This window comes from Streptomyces coeruleorubidus (assembly GCF_008705135.1).
Classification (GTDB): domain Bacteria; phylum Actinomycetota; class Actinomycetes; order Streptomycetales; family Streptomycetaceae; genus Streptomyces; species Streptomyces coeruleofuscus.
The window spans coordinates 5554929-5573561 of the sequence record NZ_CP023694.1 but is presented as its reverse complement, the minus strand read 5'-3'; the positions used below and the strand labels follow the sequence as shown (position 1 = coordinate 5573561).

The 18633-nt window shown below is 71.2% G+C and carries 16 protein-coding genes; 5 read left to right on the top strand and 11 right to left on the bottom strand.

Translation table 11 applies throughout. From position 1 onward, the window contains the following. Positions 1-61: 61 nt before the first annotated feature. From CP976_RS25790 to CP976_RS25745, 10 genes are read right to left on the bottom strand one after another with little or no spacing between them, the layout of a single operon-like run. Entirely contained in the window at positions 62-1585 is a 1524-nt protein-coding gene (locus CP976_RS25790) for an NADH-quinone oxidoreductase subunit N (RefSeq protein WP_150482501.1), read from the bottom strand. After that, the gene (locus CP976_RS25785; protein ID WP_150482500.1) at positions 1582-3156 is read right to left on the bottom strand and encodes a complex I subunit 4 family protein; all 1575 of its coding nucleotides are present in this window, start codon (positions 3154-3156) and stop codon (positions 1582-1584) included. Before CP976_RS25785 ends, CP976_RS25790 begins: the two co-directional genes overlap by 4 nt. Positions 3157-3162: 6 nt before the next feature. Further along, entirely contained in the window at positions 3163-5157 is a 1995-nt protein-coding gene (locus tag CP976_RS25780) for an NADH-quinone oxidoreductase subunit 5 family protein (protein WP_150482499.1), read from the bottom strand. Then, positions 5154-5552 (bottom strand): NADH-quinone oxidoreductase subunit NuoK, encoded by a 399-nt coding sequence (nuoK, locus tag CP976_RS25775; RefSeq protein WP_059424736.1) that lies wholly within the window; start codon positions 5550-5552, stop codon positions 5154-5156. The genes CP976_RS25780 and nuoK overlap by 4 nt, the downstream gene beginning before the upstream one ends. Beyond that, positions 5552-6211, bottom strand: coding sequence for an NADH-quinone oxidoreductase subunit J family protein (locus tag CP976_RS25770; protein ID WP_150482498.1), 660 nt, complete (start codon positions 6209-6211; stop codon positions 5552-5554). The genes nuoK and CP976_RS25770 overlap by 1 nt, the downstream gene beginning before the upstream one ends. Then, on the bottom strand, positions 6208-6873 hold the full coding sequence (locus tag CP976_RS25765) for a 4Fe-4S binding protein (protein WP_150482497.1): 666 nt from the start codon (positions 6871-6873) through the stop codon (positions 6208-6210). The genes CP976_RS25770 and CP976_RS25765 overlap by 4 nt, the downstream gene beginning before the upstream one ends. Positions 6874-6875: 2 nt before the next feature. Continuing rightward, positions 6876-7844, bottom strand: a complete 969-nt coding sequence (locus CP976_RS25760) for a complex I subunit 1/NuoH family protein (protein WP_150482496.1) — start codon at positions 7842-7844, stop codon at positions 6876-6878. Then, complete coding sequence (locus CP976_RS25755) at positions 7841-9292, bottom strand: NADH-quinone oxidoreductase subunit C (RefSeq protein ID WP_150482495.1); 1452 nt, start codon at positions 9290-9292, stop codon at positions 7841-7843. The genes CP976_RS25760 and CP976_RS25755 overlap by 4 nt, the downstream gene beginning before the upstream one ends. Beyond that, positions 9289-9915, bottom strand: a complete 627-nt coding sequence (locus CP976_RS25750) for an NADH-quinone oxidoreductase subunit B (protein ID WP_150482494.1) — start codon at positions 9913-9915, stop codon at positions 9289-9291. The genes CP976_RS25755 and CP976_RS25750 overlap by 4 nt, the downstream gene beginning before the upstream one ends. Beyond that, complete coding sequence (locus CP976_RS25745) at positions 9906-10313, bottom strand: NADH-quinone oxidoreductase subunit A (RefSeq protein ID WP_010041427.1); 408 nt, start codon at positions 10311-10313, stop codon at positions 9906-9908. Before CP976_RS25745 ends, CP976_RS25750 begins: the two co-directional genes overlap by 10 nt. Positions 10314-10556: 243 nt before the next feature. Between CP976_RS25745 and CP976_RS25740 the strand changes: the two genes are divergently transcribed. The 5 genes from CP976_RS25740 (at position 10557) to CP976_RS25720 (ending at position 18132) form a co-directional block, all read left to right on the top strand. After that, on the top strand, positions 10557-11777 hold the full coding sequence (locus tag CP976_RS25740; RefSeq protein ID WP_150482493.1) for a sensor histidine kinase: 1221 nt from the start codon (positions 10557-10559) through the stop codon (positions 11775-11777). Between the two features lie 755 nt (positions 11778-12532). Then, complete coding sequence (locus CP976_RS25735) at positions 12533-13894, top strand: sensor histidine kinase (protein ID WP_150482492.1); 1362 nt, start codon at positions 12533-12535, stop codon at positions 13892-13894. A gap of 327 nt (positions 13895-14221) precedes the next feature. Beyond that, complete coding sequence (locus tag CP976_RS25730; RefSeq protein ID WP_280117576.1) at positions 14222-14881, top strand: response regulator transcription factor; 660 nt, start codon at positions 14222-14224, stop codon at positions 14879-14881. Positions 14882-15131: 250 nt separating this feature from the next. Next, positions 15132-17060 (top strand): 2-oxoacid:acceptor oxidoreductase subunit alpha, encoded by a 1929-nt coding sequence (locus CP976_RS25725; protein ID WP_150482490.1) that lies wholly within the window; start codon positions 15132-15134, stop codon positions 17058-17060. Further along, positions 17053-18132, top strand: coding sequence for a 2-oxoacid:ferredoxin oxidoreductase subunit beta (locus tag CP976_RS25720; protein ID WP_150482489.1), 1080 nt, complete (start codon positions 17053-17055; stop codon positions 18130-18132). The genes CP976_RS25725 and CP976_RS25720 overlap by 8 nt, the downstream gene beginning before the upstream one ends. 18 nt (positions 18133-18150) lie before the next feature. Here CP976_RS25720 and CP976_RS25715 read toward each other — a convergent pair whose 3' ends face one another. Then, positions 18151-18549, bottom strand: a complete 399-nt coding sequence (locus CP976_RS25715; RefSeq protein ID WP_150482488.1) for a winged helix-turn-helix transcriptional regulator — start codon at positions 18547-18549, stop codon at positions 18151-18153. Positions 18550-18633: the final 84 nt, after the last annotated feature.

Genomic DNA, 18633 nt, shown 5'->3' with positions numbered 1-18633 from the left:
AGCGCCACGCGCGCGTGGAGGGCCGGGTGCCCCACGCGCGCGTGGCGAATGCCCCTGTTGTTCAGAAGAGGGCCGTGTCGGTGAAGCGCAGGACCAACTGGGGTGCGCCGGACAGGGCGATGCCGAGGACGCCGGTCAGCGCGATCGCGGCGGTGAGCGGGGCGGGGACGCGGTGCTTCTCGGGTTCGCCCTCGGGGGCGCGGAAGAGCAGGGCCGTCCACTGGAGGTAGTAGAACAGCGCGATGACGACGTTGACGGCCATGATCACGGCCAGCCAGCCGAGGCCGGCGTCGACGGCCGCCGAGAAGACGGTGACCTTGGCGAAGAGGCCGATGATGCCCGGCGGCAGCCCGGCGAGGCAGAGCAGGAAGAACGCCAGGAGCAGCGCGGACAGGGGGCTCGACGCGTACAGGCCGCGGTAGTCGGAGACGCGGTTGAGGGACTTCGTCCGGCCGACGAGGGCGGCCACGGCGAAGGCGCCGAGATTCACCGCGCCGTACATCAGGGCGTAGGCGACGGTGGAGCCGATCGACTTCTCGGCGTCCCCGGAGTACGCGGCGGCCGCGATCGGCACCAGGAGATAGCCGGCCTGGCCGACGGACGACCAGGCGAGCAGGCGTACCGCGCTGTACGCGCGCGTGGCCTGCTGTCGCAGGGCGCCGACGTTGCCCACGGTCATGGTGAGCGCGGCCAGGACGGCCAGGGCCGGGCCCCAGACGTCGGCGTACGACGGGAGGGCGACGACCGTGACCAGGATCAGCCCGCTGAAACCGACCGCCTTGCCGATGACCGACAGGTAGGCGGCGATCGGCAGGGGCGCCCCCACGTAGGTGTCGGGCACCCAGAAGTGGAAGGGCACGGCGGCCGTCTTGAAGGCGAAGCCGACGAGGGTGAGGACGACGCCGGTCTGGGCGAGCGTGTGGAGCTGCCCGTCGACGTTCTGGATGCGGTCGGCGACCTGGGTGAGGTAGAGGGTTCCGGTGGAGGCGTACAGGAAGCTGATGCCCATGAGGCTGACCGCGGTGGCGGTGACCGAGGACAGGAAGAACTTCAGGGCCGCTTCGGAGGACTTCCGGTCGCCGTACCTGAGGCCGACCAGCGCGAAGGCGGGCAGGGAGGCGACCTCGAGGGCGACGATCAGGGTCGCGAGGTCGCGGGAGGCGGGCAGGAGGGCGGCGCCGGCCGCGGAGGACAGCAGGAGGAACCAGTACTCCCCTTCGGGGAGCTCCTTGCGGGCGTCCTTCAGAGCGGTGACCGACAGGAGGGCGGCGAGGAGGGCGCCGCCGAGGACCAGGAACTGGATGACCAGGGTGAAGCGGTCGGCCGTGTAGCTGCATACGGTGGCGTCGCCGGTCAGGCAGAAGGTACTGCGGTCGCCGTCCAGGAGGGGCAGCAGCATCAGCGTGGCGGCGGCCAGGCCCGCAACGGACGTCCAGCCGAGCAGCGTCTTCCGGTTCTCGGCGACGAACAGGTCGGCGACCAGGACGACGAGGCCGACGACCGCCGCGATGGTGGGCGGTGCGATCGCGAGCCAGTCGACGGACTGGACCAGCGACGCGGCCAGGGGCTGGGCCGGGGAGCTCATCGGGTGCCTCCTGCGAGGAGCTGCTGGACGGCCGGGTCGCTCAGGCCGAGGAGGGCCCTGGGCCACAGGCCCGCGACGACGGTGAGGACGACGAGCGGGGTCCAGGCCGCGAACTCGTAACTGCGGACGTCGGTGAGCTTGGGGGCGTCCTGGGGCAGGGCACCCATGCAGACGCGGCGGACCACGATCAGCAGGTACGCGGCCGTCAGCAGCGTGCCGAACGCGCCGATCGCCATGAAGGTGAGGAACGCGGGACGGCTGAGGCCTGCTCCCGGCTGGAACGCGCCGAACAGGGCCAGCATCTCGCCCCAGAAGCCGGCCAGGCCCGGCAGGCCGAGCGAGGCGACCGCGGCGAAGGCGAGCAGGCCGCCGAGGCGCGGAGCCTTGCCGTAGAGCGCGGCTCCGGTCTCCTCGGCCAAGGTGTCGAGGTCGGTGGTGCCGGTGCGGTCCTTCAGCGCGCCGACCAGGAAGAAGAGCAGGCCGGTGATGAGGCCGTGGGCGATGTTGGCGAACAGGGCGCCGTTCACGCCGGTCGGGGTCATCGTGGCGATGCCGAGCAGGACGAAGCCCATGTGGCCGACGGACGAGTAGGCGATGAGGCGCTTGAGGTCGCCCTTCGCGCCCTGCTTGGCGAGGGCCAGGCAGGCCAGGGACCCGTAGATGATGCCGACGACGGCGAGCGCTGCGAGATAGGGCGCGAAAGTGCGGAAGCCGTCCGGTGCGATGGGGAGGATGATCCGGACGAAGCCGTACGTACCCATCTTCAGCAGGACACCGGCCAGCAGGACCGAGCCGACGGTCGGCGCGGCGGTGTGGGCATCGGGCAGCCAGCTGTGCAGCGGCCACATCGGCGTCTTGACGGCGAGGCCGATCCCGATCGCCAGAACGGCGATGACCTGCACGGATGTGGTCAGCGACCGGCCGTTGTCAGTGGCGAGTGCCATCATGTCGAACGTGCCCGCCTTGATCCCGATCAGGAGCAGGCCGAGCAGCATGACCACGGAGCCGAGCAGCGTGTAGAGGATGAACCGCCAAGCGGCCTGGCTCCTGCCCTCGCCGCCCCAGCGGGCGATGAGGAAGTACATCGGGATGAGCACCATCTCGAAGGCGAGGAAGAACAGCAGCAGGTCGAGGACGGCGAAGGTCGCGAGCGTGCCGGACTCGAGGACGAGCAGCAGCGCGACGAAGGCCTTCGGCGTCGGGCCCGCGGGCATCTTGAAGTACGAGTAGAGCGCGCAGAGGAAGGTCAGCAGCGCGGTCAGGACCAGAAGGGGGAGGGAGATGCCGTCGATGCCGAGGTGGATGCGTACGTCGAGTGCGGGGATCCAGCTGATGTCCGTGCTGGCCTGCATCCTCGACGGCTGGTCGTGGTCGAAACCGAGCGCGAGGACGATCGCCGCGATGAGGACCGCGCCGGTGACGGTGACGCCGTGCCGGAGCACGGCCTGCTCGGGTGACTTCCCCTTCAGCCCGGGCGGGGCCGGCAGGAGAGCCGCGGCGGCGCCCAGGAGCGGCCCGACGACGACGAACGCCAGAAGGAACTGCATCACGGACTCGTTGATATCGATCACGCCTGCTCACGCTCCCGTGGCGACGAGGACGACGGCGACCGCGAGGACGACGGTGCCGGCGAGCAGCGCGCTCACATAGGTCTGGACGTTGCCGGTCTGGGCGCGCCGTACGGCGGCGCCGAGCCAGCGGGGCAGCGCACCCGCTCCGCGCACGTAGGTCTCGACGACCTCCCGGTCGAGGAACCGGACGAGGCTCGCCCCGGCCTGGACCGGCCGGACGAAGAGGGCCCTGTACACGGCGTCCAGGTGGAAGCCGGCGGCCGCGTGGCGGTGCAGCGGGCCGAGCAGGAGCCGTCCGGGGTCGGCGGGGTCGGGCGCGTAGGCGATGTCGCCGTAGGCCGGCTCGTGGGTGGCGATGGCCTCCGCCTCGACCTGGGCGGCGTCGCCCTCGGGATGGGCCGCGACCGCGCCCAGCGGGACGCGTGCGGTGAGCGCGGTGGTGTGCCGCCAGGCGCCGTAGGTGACGATGCCGCCGACCAGGGCCACGCCCGTGCCGAGCACGGAGGTGGTGAGGGTGGGGCCGAGGTCACGGCCGTCGAACCAGTCGGGCAGCAGGCGGAACGCGAATCCGCCGAGGGCCAGGGACGGGGCGGCGAGTACCCACAGCACGACGGTCATCGTCAGCGGCTGCCTGCCGTGGTCGGGGGCTTCGGTGCCCCGGCCGCGGAAGGCCAGCAGCCACAGGCGCATCGCGTAGGCGGCGGTGAGCACGGCCGTGAGCAGGCCGGCGACGAGGACGATCCAGCCCGCGGCGGCGGGGGCGTGCTCGGTGTGTCCGGTGACGACGTGTTCGGCGACGCCGAGGACGGCCTCCTTGGAGAAGAAGCCGCTGAACGGCGGGATCGCGGCGAGCGCGAGCAGCGCCACGGTCATCGTCCAGTAGGCGTCGGGGACGCGGTCGCGCAGGTTCCGCGTGCGGGACATCGCGGCGAGCGAGTTGGTGCCGGCGGCGTGGATGATCACGCCGGCCGCGAGGAACAGCAGCGCCTTGAAGGCGCCGTGGGACAGGAGGTGGAAGACGGCGGCACCGCGGTCGCCTACGGCGAGGGCGCCGGACATGTAACCGAGCTGACCGATCGTCGAGTAGGCGAGGACGCGCTTGATGTCGTCCTGGGCGAGCGCGGCGAGCGCCGAGCCGGCCATCGTGACGGCGGCCATGACGGCCAGGACGACCATCGCGGCCTGGGAGGCCTCGAACAACGGCAGGAGACGGGCGATGAAGTAGACACCGGCGGCGACCATCGTCGCGGCGTGGATCAGCGCGGAGACGGGGGTCGGGCCCGCCATCGCGTCGGGAAGCCAGGTGTGCAGCGGGAACTGCGCGGACTTGCCCGCCACGCCGGCGAGGAGGAGCAGGGCGATCAGCGTCGGGTGGTCGAGCGAGCCGCTCGCGACGGCGCCGAGGACCTGAGTGATGCGGAACGAACCGGCGTCGGTGGCCAGGGCGAACAGGCCGATGAGGAAGGGGACGTCGCCGAGTTTGGTGACCAGGAAGGCCTTGAGGGAGGCGGCGCGGGCCTCCGGGGTCTCCCAGTAGTGGCCGACCAGGAAGTAGGAGCAGATGCCCATGACTTCCCAGCCGACCAGCAGCACGATCAGGTCGCCCGAGTAGACGACCAGAAGCATCGCGGAGGTGAACAGGGAGACGAGAGCGGCGTACGAGGCGTAGCGCGGGTCGTCGCGCAGGTAGCCCGTCGAGTAGACCTGCACGCAGGAGGCGACCAGGCCGACGAGCACGGCGACGAGGGCGGCGAAGCCGTCGATGTGCAGGGCGAGTTCGATCGGGACGGAGCCGGTGGGGGTGAGTTCCGTGGCCGCGTTGACGGCCGCGTCACCGCCCTGACGCACGGCGACCAGCGCGGCGAGTACCAGGGAGGTGAGCGTCGGCAGGACGGCGAGCGGGCGGACGAAGCCGGGTGCCGTGCGGCCCAGGAGCAGGCCGGCGACGGCGCCGAGGAACGGAAGGAGGGGGACGAGGACGGCGAGGGTGGTCGTGGTCACGCGGTGGCCTCAGCCTTCTGGGCCTCGCCGGACTGCTCGGCCGTAAGGGCGTCGTGGTCGGTGCCGTCGGGGTCGTGCCGTTCGGCGGTGTCGCGGAGCTTGTCGATGTCCGCGGTGCCGCGGTTGCGGTGGACGGCGAGGACGATGGCCAGGCCGATGCCGATCTCGGCGGCGGCGATGGCGATGGTGAACAGGGTCAGGGCCTGGCCGGAGTGCAGGGTCTCCTCGGCGGTCTTGCTGAGCCAGACGTCGAAGGCGACCAGGTTGAGGTTGACGGCGTTGAGCATCAGCTCGACCGACATCAGGACCAGGATCGCGTTGCGGCGGGCGAGGACGCCGTACAGGCCCGTGCAGAAGAGGAGGGCGGAGAGGACGGCGGGATAGGCGAGGTGCATCAGCGGGTCCCTTCCTTCTCGCTCCGGTCCTGCTCGCTCGGGGCGGCCGGGGTGTTCTCGGCCGCGGTCGCCGTGGCGGCCTTCGCCTTGCGGGACAGGACGATCGCGCCGACCAGGGCGGCGAGCAGGAGGACGGAGAGGGCCTCGAAGGGGAGGACCCAGTTCTGGAAGAGGCTCGCGCCGGTGGCCTCGGTGGAACCGGCGGCGGGGCCGTCCAGGTCGATCCAGGTCGTGCGGAAGGCGTCGACGACGACCCAGATCAGGGCGGCAGCGGCGGCGACGGCGACGGTGAGGGCGGCCCAGCGGTTGCCGGAGTCGGCGTCCGGGGAGCGGCCGATGGGGGCCCGGGTGAGCATCAGACCGAACAGGAGGAGGACGACGACGGAACCGACGTAGATGAGGACCTGCACCCAGGCGATGAACTCGGCGGTGAGCAGGAGGTACTCGACGGCCAGGCCGCCGAGGGTGACTACGAGCCACAGGGCGGCGTGCACGAGCTGCCGGGTGGTGACGGTGACGAGCGCGGCGCCGAAGGTGACCAGGCCGACGAGGAGGAAGGCGATCTCGACGCCGGTCGGGGAGAGGAAGCCGTGGGTCTCGGCGGCGGCCCTGGTGGCCGGGCCCGTCGTGAGGAGGCCTGCGGTTGCGGCGAGGGTCATTCCCGGCCCTCCTGCCCCGGCGTCGGCTGATCTGGCTTCGGCTGGTCGGTCTGCTGCTTGGAGTCGCCCTGCGGGCGGGTCGGTCGCTCGGCTGCCCGGGCCTGCTCGTCGGCGTGCGGCTCGGTGGCGGGCGGGGCCTGCTGGGCGGCCAGCTTGTCGGCGGTCTTGCGGGCGGTGGCGAGTTCCTTCGGATCCTCCGCGCCGGGGTCGAGGGCCGGCGGGGCCGGGACGGTCCACATCCACTCGCGGAGCTTGTCGCGCTCGTGGGTGAGGTCGCGGATGTCGGTCTCGGCGTACTCGAACTCCGGGGACCAGAACAGGGCGTCGAAAGGACAGACCTCGATGCAGATACCGCAGTACATGCACAGGGAGAAGTCGATGGCGAAGCGGTCGAGGACGTTGCGGCTGCGTTCGCGACCGCCCGGGGCCGCCGCCGGGACCGTCTCCTTGTGGGAGTCGATGTAGATGCACCAGTCCGGGCACTCGCGGGCGCACAGCATGCAGACCGTGCAGTTCTCCTCGAACAGGCCGATCACGCCACGGGTGCGGGGCGGAAGGTCGGGCTGGGCGTCGGGGTACTGCGCGGTGACGGACTTCTTCGTCATCGTGCGGAGGGTGACGGCCAGGCCCTTGGCCAGGCCGCTGCCGGGGATGGGGGCCATGGTTACTGGATCACCACCTTGACGACGCCGGTGAGGGCGATCTGGGCGAGGGAGAGGGGGACGAGGAGGGTCCAGGCGAGCTTCTGGAGCTGGTCCTCGCGCAGGCGGGGGTAGGTGACGCGCAGCCAGATGACGACGAAGGCGAGGACGGCGGTCTTCAGCAGGGTCCAGACCCAGCCGAGTCCGTCGGCGCCCCAGGGGCCGTGCCAGCCGCCCAGGAAGAGGACGGTGGTCAGGCCGCACAGGACGACGATTCCGGCGTACTCGGCGAGGAGGAACAGGGCGAAGCGGAGGCCGGTGTATTCGGTGTACGCGCCGAAGATGATCTCCGAGTCGGCGACGGGCATGTCGAAGGGCGGGCGCTGGAGTTCGGCGAGGCCGGCCACGAAGAAGACGATCGCGCCGACGATCTGCCAGGGCAGCCACCACCACTCGAAGGCGTCGAGGATGCCGGGGATCGAGACGGTGCCGGCCGCCATCGCCACCGAGGCGGCGGTCAGGAGCATCGGCAGTTCGTAGGCGAGGAGCTGGGCGGCGGTGCGGAGGCCGCCGAGGAGGGAGAACTTGTTCGCGGACGCCCAGCCGGCCATGAGCGAACCGAGGACGCCGACGCCCATGACGGCCAGGACGAAGAAGACGCCGGCGTCGATGACCTGGCCGACGGCTCCCTCGTCCGGGCCGATGGGGATGGCGAGCAGGACGAGGAGGTAGGGCAGGAGGGCGACGGCGGGGGCCAGTTGGAAGATGCGGCGGTCCGCGCCCGCGGGGACGACGTCCTCCTTCTGCGCGAACTTCACGCCGTCGGCGATCAGCTGGGCCCAGCCGTGGAAGCCGCCGGCGTACATGGGGCCGAGGCGGCCCTGCATGTGGGCCATCACCTTGTGTTCGGTCTGCCCGATGATCAGGGGGAAGGTGAGGAAGACGACGAACACGATCAGGAGTCGCAGGATGACGTCGAGCACGTCGTTCACCGCGGGCCTCCTGCGGGGTCTTCGGTGTTGTCGGGGGTGTCGGGGGTGTCGGTGGGCTGCCGGTTGTTCGCCGGTTTCGGGGTGTCGGGGGTGGGCGAGGGCTCGGGGCCGTCCGCGGGGCCGGGGGCATCCGAGAGCTCGGGACTGTCCGTCGACTTCGGGGTGTCCGGGGACTCCGAGGTGTTGTTCGGCGTCTTCGAGTCACCCGGTGGCTCGGGAGTCGGCAACGGTCCGGCCTCGGGCGACGGCTCGGGAGCCGGTTCCTCGAAGGCCGGGCGGGCGTGGTGCCAGGGAGCGTCCGTGCTGCGCGGGGGTCGTGAAGCCGTGGATTCGGGGTCGGTGGGCGTCCGGCTTGCCGAGTCCTCCGCCGCTGTGTCGGTACGGCGCGGTTCGGTCGGCGGCTCGGAGGGCGTGTCGCCCGTCGTGGCCTGACTGGCCGAGCCCTCCGCGGCCGAGCGGTCGCGACGCGGACTCCCAGAAGCCGGAGCAGCCGACTCCCCCGGCACGGTCTGGCTCGCCGAGCCCTCCGCGGCCGTCCGCGCACGGCGTGGGGCGGCCGGGGACGGAGTGCCCAGGTCGCCGGAAGGGGCCGGGCCGGCCGAGCCCTCTTCCGTCGAGCGGTCGCGGGCCGAGGCAGACGGAGACGGAGTGTCCGCGTCGCCCGCGGCGGACTGGCTCGCCGAGCCCGCCGCCGCTGAGCGGTTGCGGCGCGGGGCCGCCGGGGACGGAGTGCCCGCGTCACCGGCAGCGGACTGGCTGGCCGAGCCCTCCGACACCGAACGGGTCCGCCGTACCGGGCGTTCGCCTGCGGGGCGGGCGGTGCCTCGGGCGGGGCGTTCGCCTGCCGCGCGGCCGGCGCCGCGGGCCGGGGCCGGGGGGAGTTGGCCCTTCAGGGGGCCCCACTCGTTCGGGTCGGGGACGCCGGGGGGAAGCATCTGGCGGCGCTTGGGGCCGCCGTGTTCCGACTCGCCGGGTTCCTTCGCGCCGGGCCAGGCCTTGGCGACGCGTGCGGCCAGGACGAAGTCCTTGCGCAGGGGGTGGCCTTCGAAGTTCTCGGGCAGGAGCAGGTGGTCGAGCGCCGGGTGGCCTTCGAAGGTGATGCCGAACATCTCGTGCGTCTCGCGTTCGTGCCAGGCGGCACCCGCGTAGACGTCGACGGCCGAGGGCAGGGCGGGGGCCTCGTGCGGGACCGTCGTACGCAGGAGGAGGCGCCGGAGCGGGGACAGCGCCGCGACGTGGGCCGTGACGCGGAAGCCCGTGCCCGGTTCGTCGACCGCGCTCAGCCAGTCGAAGTAGGTGCAGCCCAGCCGGTCGCGGGCGGTCTCCAGGGCGGGGATCCAGGCGGCCGGAGGCACGTCGACCGTCAGGACCTCGTACGACTCCTCGGCGGTGGCGTCCGTGCCAAAGAGTTCCTCGGCGCCGGCGGGGAGCCAGCCGACCGCGGTCATCGTCCCTCCCCCGGCGTGGAGTCGGAGCCCGGGACGGGGGCCGGCGGCTGCACCAGACCGCTCTGCAACGCCGCTGCCGAAGGACGGGCGGCGCCGCTGCCGTACCGCTCCCCCAGTGACTCGCGGGCGATCTTCTCCTGGAGCTTGAGGATGCCCTGGAGCAGCGCCTCGGGCCGGGGCGGGCAGCCGGGGACGTAGACGTCGACGGGGATGATCTGGTCGACGCCCTTGGTGACGGAGTACGAGTCCCAGTAGGGGCCGCCGCAGTTGCTGCACGCGCCGAAGGAGATGACGTACTTGGGTTCCGGCATCTGCTCGTAGAGGCGCTTCACCGCCGGCGCCATCTTGTCCGTGACCGTGCCGGACACCACCATCAGGTCGGCCTGGCGCGGGCCCGGCGCGAACGGGATGACGCCGAGCCGGATGAAGTCGTGGCGGGCCATCGACGCGGCGATGAACTCGATCGCGCAGCAGGCGAGACCGAAGTTGAAGACCCAGAGCGAGTAGCGGCGGCCCCAGTTGAGGATCACCTTCATCGGCTCGGGCGCGAGACGCGCGAGGGCGCCGAGCCGCTTCGGCTCCGGAAGCAGCACGGGCTCGGGGCTGGAGGGGGTCACGTCCATGCCAGCACGCCCTTCTTGTATGCGTAGAGCAGGCCCACGGCCAGGAAGCCGAGGAAGATGAACATCTCCACCAGGGTCGTCGCGCCGTAGCCGGGGGCTGCGAACACGGTCGCCCAGGGGAACAGGAAGATCGAGTCGACGGCGAAGATCACGTACAGGAAGGCGTAGACGTAGTAGCGGACCTGGGTGTGGGCCCAGCCCTCGCCGACGGGGTCGACGCCGCACTCGTACGTCAGGAGCTTCTCGGGTGTGGGGACCACGGGCCGCAGCAGCCGGCCCGCCCCGAAGGCGACGGCGACGAACAGCACGCCGACGACTGCGAGCAGCCCGACGACCGAATAGGACTGGAAGTAGTCCGCCGCGACGACGGTCGTGGTGACGACGGTCGGTTCCGGCACGTCCGTCCCTCGCTCCCTGATACTCGGACTGGAATCTGCGACGATCGATCCCGCGACTCCGGAGTACGGCCGGGAACCACGGACGACGCCGTTCGACGATCTGTACGCACGGGAGTCTAGGCCCTGATAAAGGCAGGGTAAGCAGCCCGTCACGCCCTGGCATGCGGGGGTGGGGTTTACCTCAGTTGATCCTGGCGGTCTACCTCATGGCGCGGTTGCCCGCCGCCGGGCACGCTAACGCATATGACCGAACGCATTCCGTCCTCCGGCACGAGCACGGCCACCGCGGCGGCCGGGCAGGACGACCGTCCGCCGCCGCCCCGTCTCGCCTACGACTGGCACACCTGGAAGGAGATCGCGCACCTTCTGGCGAACCTTCCGGTCGCGCTGCTCGGATTCACTTACGTCGTGACGGCGCTGTTCACGAGCTTGGGGCTGACGATCACGGTGATCGGGTTCCCGCTGCTCGCGGCCGCACTCATGGGCGCGCGGCTGCTGGGCCGGTTGGAGCGGGCGAGGGCCAGGGCGCTGCTCGGGGTGCGGGTGGACGAACCGAGCCGGCTGCCGCTGCGGGGCTCGGGCGGTTTCCTTCCGCAGCTGTGGATGTTGCTGAAGGACCCGGTGGGCTGGCGCACGGTGCTGTACGAGTTCATCCGGCTGCCGTGGGGCGTCCTCACCTTCACCATCACGCTGACCTCGCTGTTCGTGCTGTGGCCCGTGCTGCCGTTCGTCGCGCGGGGCCTGGCCAATGCCGACCGGGCCATGGTGCGCGCGTTGCTGTGCCCCTCCGACGAGCTGGAGCGGCGCATCGCCGAGCTGGAGTCGGACCGGGGGGTCGTGGTCGACACGGCCGCCGCGGACCTGCGGCGCATCGAGCGGGATCTGCACGACGGGGCGCAGGCCCGGCTGGTCAACCTGGCCATGGGGCTGGGTCTGGCGAAGGAGAAGGTGCTGGAGGACCCCGACGCGGCGGCGGCGATGGTCGAGGAGGCGCACGGCGAGGTGAAGCTGGCGCTCCAGGAGCTGCGCGACCTGGCCCGCGGCATCCACCCGGCGGTGCTGACCGACCGTGGTCTGGACGCGGCCCTGTCCGCGGTCTCGTCGCGCTGCACGGTCCCGGTCAAGGTGACGGTCGACCTGCCGGCGCGGCCGGCCGCGGCCATCGAGGGCATCGCCTACTTCACCGTCTCGGAGCTGCTCCAGAACGTCAGCAAGCACAGCGCGGCGAGGTCGGCCTCGGTGGATGTGTGGCGGACGAAGGACCGGCTGCTCATCCAGGTCTGGGACGACGGTCGCGGGGGCGCCAGCCTCGACGGCGGTACGGGGATGAAGGGCTTGGCCGAGCGGCTGGACGCCGTCGACGGGCTGTTCGTCCTGGAGTCCCCCGAGGGCGGCCCGACGACGGTCATGGCCGAACTTCCCTGGCGCGACCGCACGGACGCCTCCGGCGCGGACAGCCGCTAGGTTCGGCCACCGACCAGGTCCTGTCGCGCCAGGCGCGGGGCCGGTGGCCGGAAGCGGGAATGGCCGGAAGCAGGGGGCCGGTGGCCGGAGTCGCGGGGCCGGTGGCCGCACACGCGGGTCGAGGGCGGCAGGCACGGGCCGGGTGACCACAAGCGCGGGTGAAGACCGGAGACGCGGGGATGGTGGCCACACGCGCACGGGGTGAGACAGCGGCAGGCACGGGACCGTGGCCGCAGCGCGGTGTGCAGGCCGCAGACGCCGGGCGAAGGCCGGGCCGGTACCCAGGGACTCGGGGCCGGTAGCCGCACACAGGGACCGAGGACCGCAGGCACCAGCCTGGTGACCAGACGCGCGGGGCGAAGACCGGAGACGCGGGCCCGGTGGCCATACACGCGGGCCGAAGGCGGCGAGCACGTGCCCGGTGGCCACACACTCGCGGGGCCAAGGCCGGAGACGCGGGCCCGGTGGCACACGCGGGCCGAAGGCCGCAGGCACGCGGCGAAGCCCGCAGGCACGAGACGGAAGCCGCAGGCACAGGCCGAAGGCCTGGAGAGGCGGGCCGAAGGCAGGAGACGCCGTGGTCGGTGGCCGCGGACGCTGGACGCAGCCACAACCGCAACGTCGGTAGCCGCACGCGCGAGGTAGGGAAAACCCCCCGTCCAAGACGCCGACGGACTCCATGGTCCGCCGACCTGCGGCGGAGCAGGGTGGAGGTACGAGGGAACAGCCGCAGGACGAGGAGAAGGACGGCGCCGATGGCCACGGAGTACGGACAGGGGTACGGGCTCGACGGCAGGCCCGGGTTCCCCGGGAGCACCGAGCGGCGGCACCGGATGCCCGCCGCGCTGCGGGCACCGGTCGAGGGCCGCACCTGGCGCGAGCTCGGCTATGTGCTGCTCAGCCTGCCGATCAGCATCCTGCTGTTCACCTACGCGGTCACGATGGTGTCGCTGGGGGCGGGACTGCTCGTGACGTTCCTCGGCATCCCGGTGCTGGCGGCGGCGCTCGCCGGGTGCCGTGGCCTCGGGGCGCTGGAGCGGCTGCGGGCGCGGGCGCTGCTGGGCATGGACGTGGCCGAGCCGGATCCGCTGCGGATGAAGAAGCCCGGCGCCATGGCCTGGATGGGGGCCGTCCTCAAGAGCGGCGCCTCCTGGCGGGCCCTGCTGTACGCGGTGCTGCATCTGCCGTGGGCGGTGTTCTCTTTCGTCGTCGCCGTGAACGTCTGGGTGCTGGGCTGGGCGCTGCTGACGTACCCGGTGTGGTTCTGGGTGTTCCCCATGTACGCCGGGCAGGACGGGATGCAGCTGTACGGCGACGAGACGCACCGGGTCTACCTGGACAACCCCTTCGAGATCACGGTGACAGCGCTGGTGGGTCTGCTGTTCACGATCGCCACGCCGTGGATCGTACGGGCGCTGACGATGGTGGACCGGCTGCTGGTGCACGGGCTGCTCGGGCCGTCGCGGCTGGCCTCGCGGGTGGTGGAGCTGGAGTCGGACCGGGGCGTCGTGGTCGACACTGCGGCGGCCGACCTGCGGCGCATCGAGCGGGATCTGCACGACGGGGCGCAGGCGCGGCTGGTGGCCCTGGCCATGGATCTGGGGCTGGCGAAGGAGAAGCTGCAGGAGGATCCGGAGGAGGCCGTGCGGATGGTGGACGAGGCGCACGGCGAGGTGAAGACGGCGTTGCAGGAGCTGCGGGACCTGGCCCGGGGGATCCACCCGGCGGTGCTGACGGACCGGGGGCTGGACGCGGCGCTGTCGGCGGTGGCGTCGCGGTGCACGGTGCCGGTGCAGGTCGAGGTCGACCTGGCGGAGCGTCCGGCGCCGGCGATCGAGGGGATCGCGTACTTCACCGTGTCGGAGCTGCTCCAGAACGTCAGCAAGCACGCGCGGGCGACCTGGGCCGGCGTGGAGGTGTGGCGGACGGAGAACCGGCTGATGCTCCAGGTCGTGGACAACGGCGTGGGCGGGGCCGACACATCCCAGGGGTCGGGGCTGGCGGGGCTGGCGGAGCGGCTCGACGCGGTGGACGGGATCCTGGTGGTGGACTCGCCGACGGGCGGGCCGACCCGGGTGACCGCGGAGTTGCCGTGGCGGGGCGCGCACGTGAGGTGACCTGACCTTCGGCCGGGGCGAGGGGGTGGCGGGGGCTGAGCCCTGCCACCCCCTGACGGTTGTTCCCGGCCTGGGTCTCTCCCCGGACTGACGGTTGTTCCCGGCCTCGGTCTCTCCCCCGGACCCTCGGCCTTGATCCTTCCCGCTCCCGCGAGCTCGCCCCACCACCCGAATCAGCCGGATCGGCCGGACAACAAGCCTGTCCCACCCCCATCCGGCGCCCGATCCTGAAATGCTGGACCCGTCGTACGGGTGCGCGCGGAGCCGTTGTGGGCTGCGGACGGGCGACGTCGGGCTGTGGGGGGCCGGAACATCGTGGAGGACAGGGTGCGGGTGGTCATCGCCGAGGATTCAGTGCTGCTCAGGGAGGGCCTGACCCGGTTGCTGACCGACCGGGGGCACGACGTCGTCGCAGGGGTCGGTGACGGCGAGGCGCTGATCAAGACCATCACGGAGCTGGACGCGCAGGGCGAGCTGCCGGATGTCGTGGTCGCCGATGTCCGGATGCCGCCCACGCACACCGACGAGGGGGTGCGAGCCGCGGTGCAGTTGCGCAAGGCGCACCCGGGGCTCGGCGTGCTGGTGCTGTCCCAGTACGTGGAGGAGCGCTACGCCACGGAGCTGATCGCGGGGTCCAGCCGGGGCGTCGGCTATCTGCTGAAGGACCGGGTGGCCGAGGTGCGTGAGTTCGTGGACGCGGTGGTGCGGGTGGCCGAGGGCGGGACGGCCCTCGACCCGGAGGTCGTCGCGCAGCTGCTGGGCCGCAGCCGTAAGCAGGACGTGCTCGCGAGGCTGACCCCGCGGGAGCGTGAGGTGCTGGGGCTGATGGCCGAGGGGCGGACGAACTCGGCGATCGCCCGGCAGCTCGTGGTCAGCGACGGGGCGGTCGAGAAGCACGTCAGCAACATCTTCCTGAAGCTGGGGCTCTCCCAGAGCGAGGGGGACCACCGCCGGGTGCTGGCCGTGCTGACGTACCTGAATTCCTGACCGGCCGACCAGTCCCCGGCCGAACACCGGCCGACCAGTCCCCGGCCGAACCAAGAGGCGGGCGCGGAGCGTCTTGAAGGGCAGCACCGGAGATCGGAAAGCAGGACGAGTCAGGCCGCGCGATCGTCTCAAAGTCGTGTTCAACATGCGAATAACCCGAAGAAGGCGACCCTTGCGGTCGTAGTGTTGATCCTGGGAATGCCTGCGGGAAGGCCTTCCCGGACAGCCGCCTCGAGGGAGGTCCAGTTCAGTGACCAGCCAGGTCAGTAGCCCAGCGGAGCAGGCCGACGAAGCAGTCCTAGGAGAGCAGCGCAAAACGGCGGGCGCGAAGGACGTTCGTCGCCTCGACCGGGTGATCATCAGGTTCGCGGGGGACTCGGGTGACGGTATGCAGCTCACCGGTGACCGTTTCACCTCGGAGACCGCGTCGTTCGGCAACGACCTGTCGACACTGCCGAACTTCCCGGCCGAGATCCGCGCGCCCGCCGGGACCCTGCCGGGCGTGTCGTCCTTCCAGCTGCACTTCGCCGACCACGACATCCTCACGCCCGGTGACGCGCCGAACGTGCTGGTGGCGATGAACCCGGCCGCACTGAAGGCGAACATCGGCGACCTGCCGCGCGGTGCGGAGGTGATCGTCAACACGGACGAGTTCACCAAACGCGCGATGCAGAAGGTCGGCTACGACACCAGTCCGCTGGAGGACGGGTCCCTCGATGGCTACCACCTGCATCCGGTGCCGCTGACCACGCTCACCGTGGAGGCGCTGAAGGAGTTCGACCTGTCCCGCAAGGAGGCCGAGCGCAGCAAGAACATGTTCGCGCTGGGCCTGCTGAGCTGGATGTACCACCGGCCCACCGAGGGCACGGAGAGATTCCTCAAGACCAAGTTCGCCAAGAAACCCGACATCGCCGCGGCGAACATCGCCGCGTTCCGGGCCGGCTGGAACTTCGGCGAGACGACCGAGGACTTCGCCGTCTCCTACGAGGTCGCCCCGGCGGCCACGGCGTTCCCACCGGGCATCTACCGCAACATCTCCGGCAACCTCGCCCTGTCCTACGGCCTGATCGCCGCGTCCCGGCAGGCGGACCTGCCGCTCTACCTGGGCTCGTATCCGATCACGCCGGCGTCGGACATCCTGCACGAGCTGAGCAAGCACAAGAACTTCGGGGTGCGGACCTTCCAGGCCGAGGACGAGATCGCCGGCATCGGAGCCGCCCTGGGTGCGGCCTTCGGCGGGTCGCTGGCGGTGACGACGACCTCCGGCCCGGGTGTGGCGCTGAAGTCGGAGACCATCGGTCTGGCCGTCTCGCTGGAGCTGCCGTTGCTGGTGGTGGACATCCAGCGCGGTGGTCCGTCGACCGGGCTGCCCACCAAGACCGAGCAGGCCGATCTGCTCCAGGCGATGTTCGGGCGTAACGGCGAGGCGCCGGTTCCGATCGTCGCGCCCCGCACGCCGGCGGACTGTTTCGACGCCGCTCTGGAGGCGGCGCGGATCGCGCTGACTTACCGGACGCCGGTGTTCCTGCTGTCCGACGGTTATCTGGCCAACGGCTCCGAGCCGTGGCGCATCCCGGATCTGGAGGAGCTGCCGGACCTGCGGGTGCAGTTCGCGCAGGGCCCCAACCACACACTCGACGACGGCACCGAGGTGTTCTGGCCGTACAAGCGTGATCCGCAGACGCTGGCGCGGCCGTGGGCGATCCCGGGCACGCCGGGTCTGGAGCACCGGATCGGCGGCATCGAGAAGGAGGACGGCACGGGCAACATCTCCTACGCCCCGGCCAACCACGACTTCATGGTGCGTACCCGGCAGGCGAAGGTGGACGGCATCGAGGTCCCGGACCTCGACGTGGACGACCCGCACGAGGCCAGGACCCTCGTCCTCGGGTGGGGCTCGACGTACGGGCCGATCACGGCCGCGGTGCGGCGGCTGCGCCGGGCCGGGGAATCGATCGCGCAGGCCCACCTGCGCCACCTCAACCCCTTCCCGAAGAACCTGGGCGCGGTCCTCGAGCGTTACGACAAGGTGGTGATCCCCGAGATGAACCTCGGGCAGCTCGCCACGCTCATCCGGGCGAAGTACCTGGTGGACGCCCGCTCCTACACCCAGGTCAACGGTATGCCGTTCAAGGCGGAGCAGCTCGCCACGGCTCTGAAGGAGGCCATCGATGGCTGAGACGTCCACACAAGGCACGGGCACCATCGAGGCGCTTTCCCTCGTCCCCAAGGCCGAGGGCAGGCAGTCGATGAAGGACTTCAAGTCCGATCAGGAGGTGCGCTGGTGCCCCGGCTGCGGCGACTACGCCATCCTCGCCGCGGTGCAGGGCTTCATGCCCGAACTGGGGCTGGCGAAGGAGAACATCGTCTTCGTCTCGGGCATCGGCTGCTCCTCCCGCTTCCCGTACTACATGAACACGTACGGGATGCACTCGATCCACGGCCGCGCCCCGGCCATCGCCACCGGCCTCGCCTCCTCGCGCCGCGACCTGTCGGTGTGGGTCGTCACGGGTGACGGTGACGCGCTGTCCATCGGCGGCAATCACCTGATCCACGCCCTGCGCCGCAACGTCAACCTCAAGATCCTGCTGTTCAACAACCGGATCTACGGTCTGACCAAGGGCCAGTACTCCCCGACCTCCGAGGTCGGCAAGATCACCAAGTCGACGCCGATGGGCTCGCTGGACGCGCCCTTCAACCCCGTGTCGCTGGCGATCGGCGCCGAGGCGTCCTTCGTGGCGCGGACGGTCGACTCCGACCGCAAGCACCTGACGGAGGTGCTGCGGCAGGCCTCCGCCCACCAGGGCACGGCCCTGATCGAGATCTACCAGAACTGCAACATCTTCAACGACGGCGCCTTCGACGCCCTGAAGGACAAGCAGCAGGCCGAGGAGGCCGTGATCCGGCTGGAGCACGGCAAGCCGATCCGCTTCGGCAGCGACCTGGCCAAGGGTGTCGTACGGGACCCGGTGACCGGTGATCTGAAGGTGGTGGCGGTGACGCCGGACAACGAGGACCAAGTGCTCGTCCACGACGCGCACGCCGAGTCCCCGACCACGGCGTTCGCGCTGTCCCGCCTCGCCGACCCGGACACCCTGCACCACACGCCGATCGGTGTGCTGCGCTCCGTCGACCGGCCCGTCTACGACACACAGATGGCCGACCAGCTGGACAACGCGATCGAGCAGCACGGCAAGGGCGACCTGGCCGCGCTGCTGGCGGGCGGCGACACCTGGACGGTCGTCGGCTGAGCACCACCCGCCGTACGGCTACGAGGCCCGGGACTGCTGGGAAGCGGCCCGGGCCTCGTCGTACGCCCGGCGGGCCTTCTCCACGTCGTCCATGCGCCGGTCCGTCCACTGCGAGAGGGCCCGCACCTGTTCGGCGGCCTCGCGGCCCAGGTCGGTGAGGGAGTAGTCGACGCGGGGCGGGATCACGGGCTTGGCGTCGCGGTGGACGAGGCCGTCGCGCTCCAGGGTCTGGAGCGTCTGCGTGAGCATCTTCTCGCTGACACCCCGGCCTCCGTAACCGCTGATCGCCCGGCGCAGCTCGCTGAACCGGTACGGGCGGTCCAGAAGCTCGATCAGCACGAGCACGCCCCAGCGGCTGGTGACGTGCTCCAGCACCAGCCGGTTCGGACACAGGGCCTCATCATCACTTACTGCCATACCAGTACCTTACTTCAAAGTGGGTACTTTCCAAGAGTTAGCGCTTCTCCTAAGGTTAGTGCCATCGCACCCCACAAGGAGAGC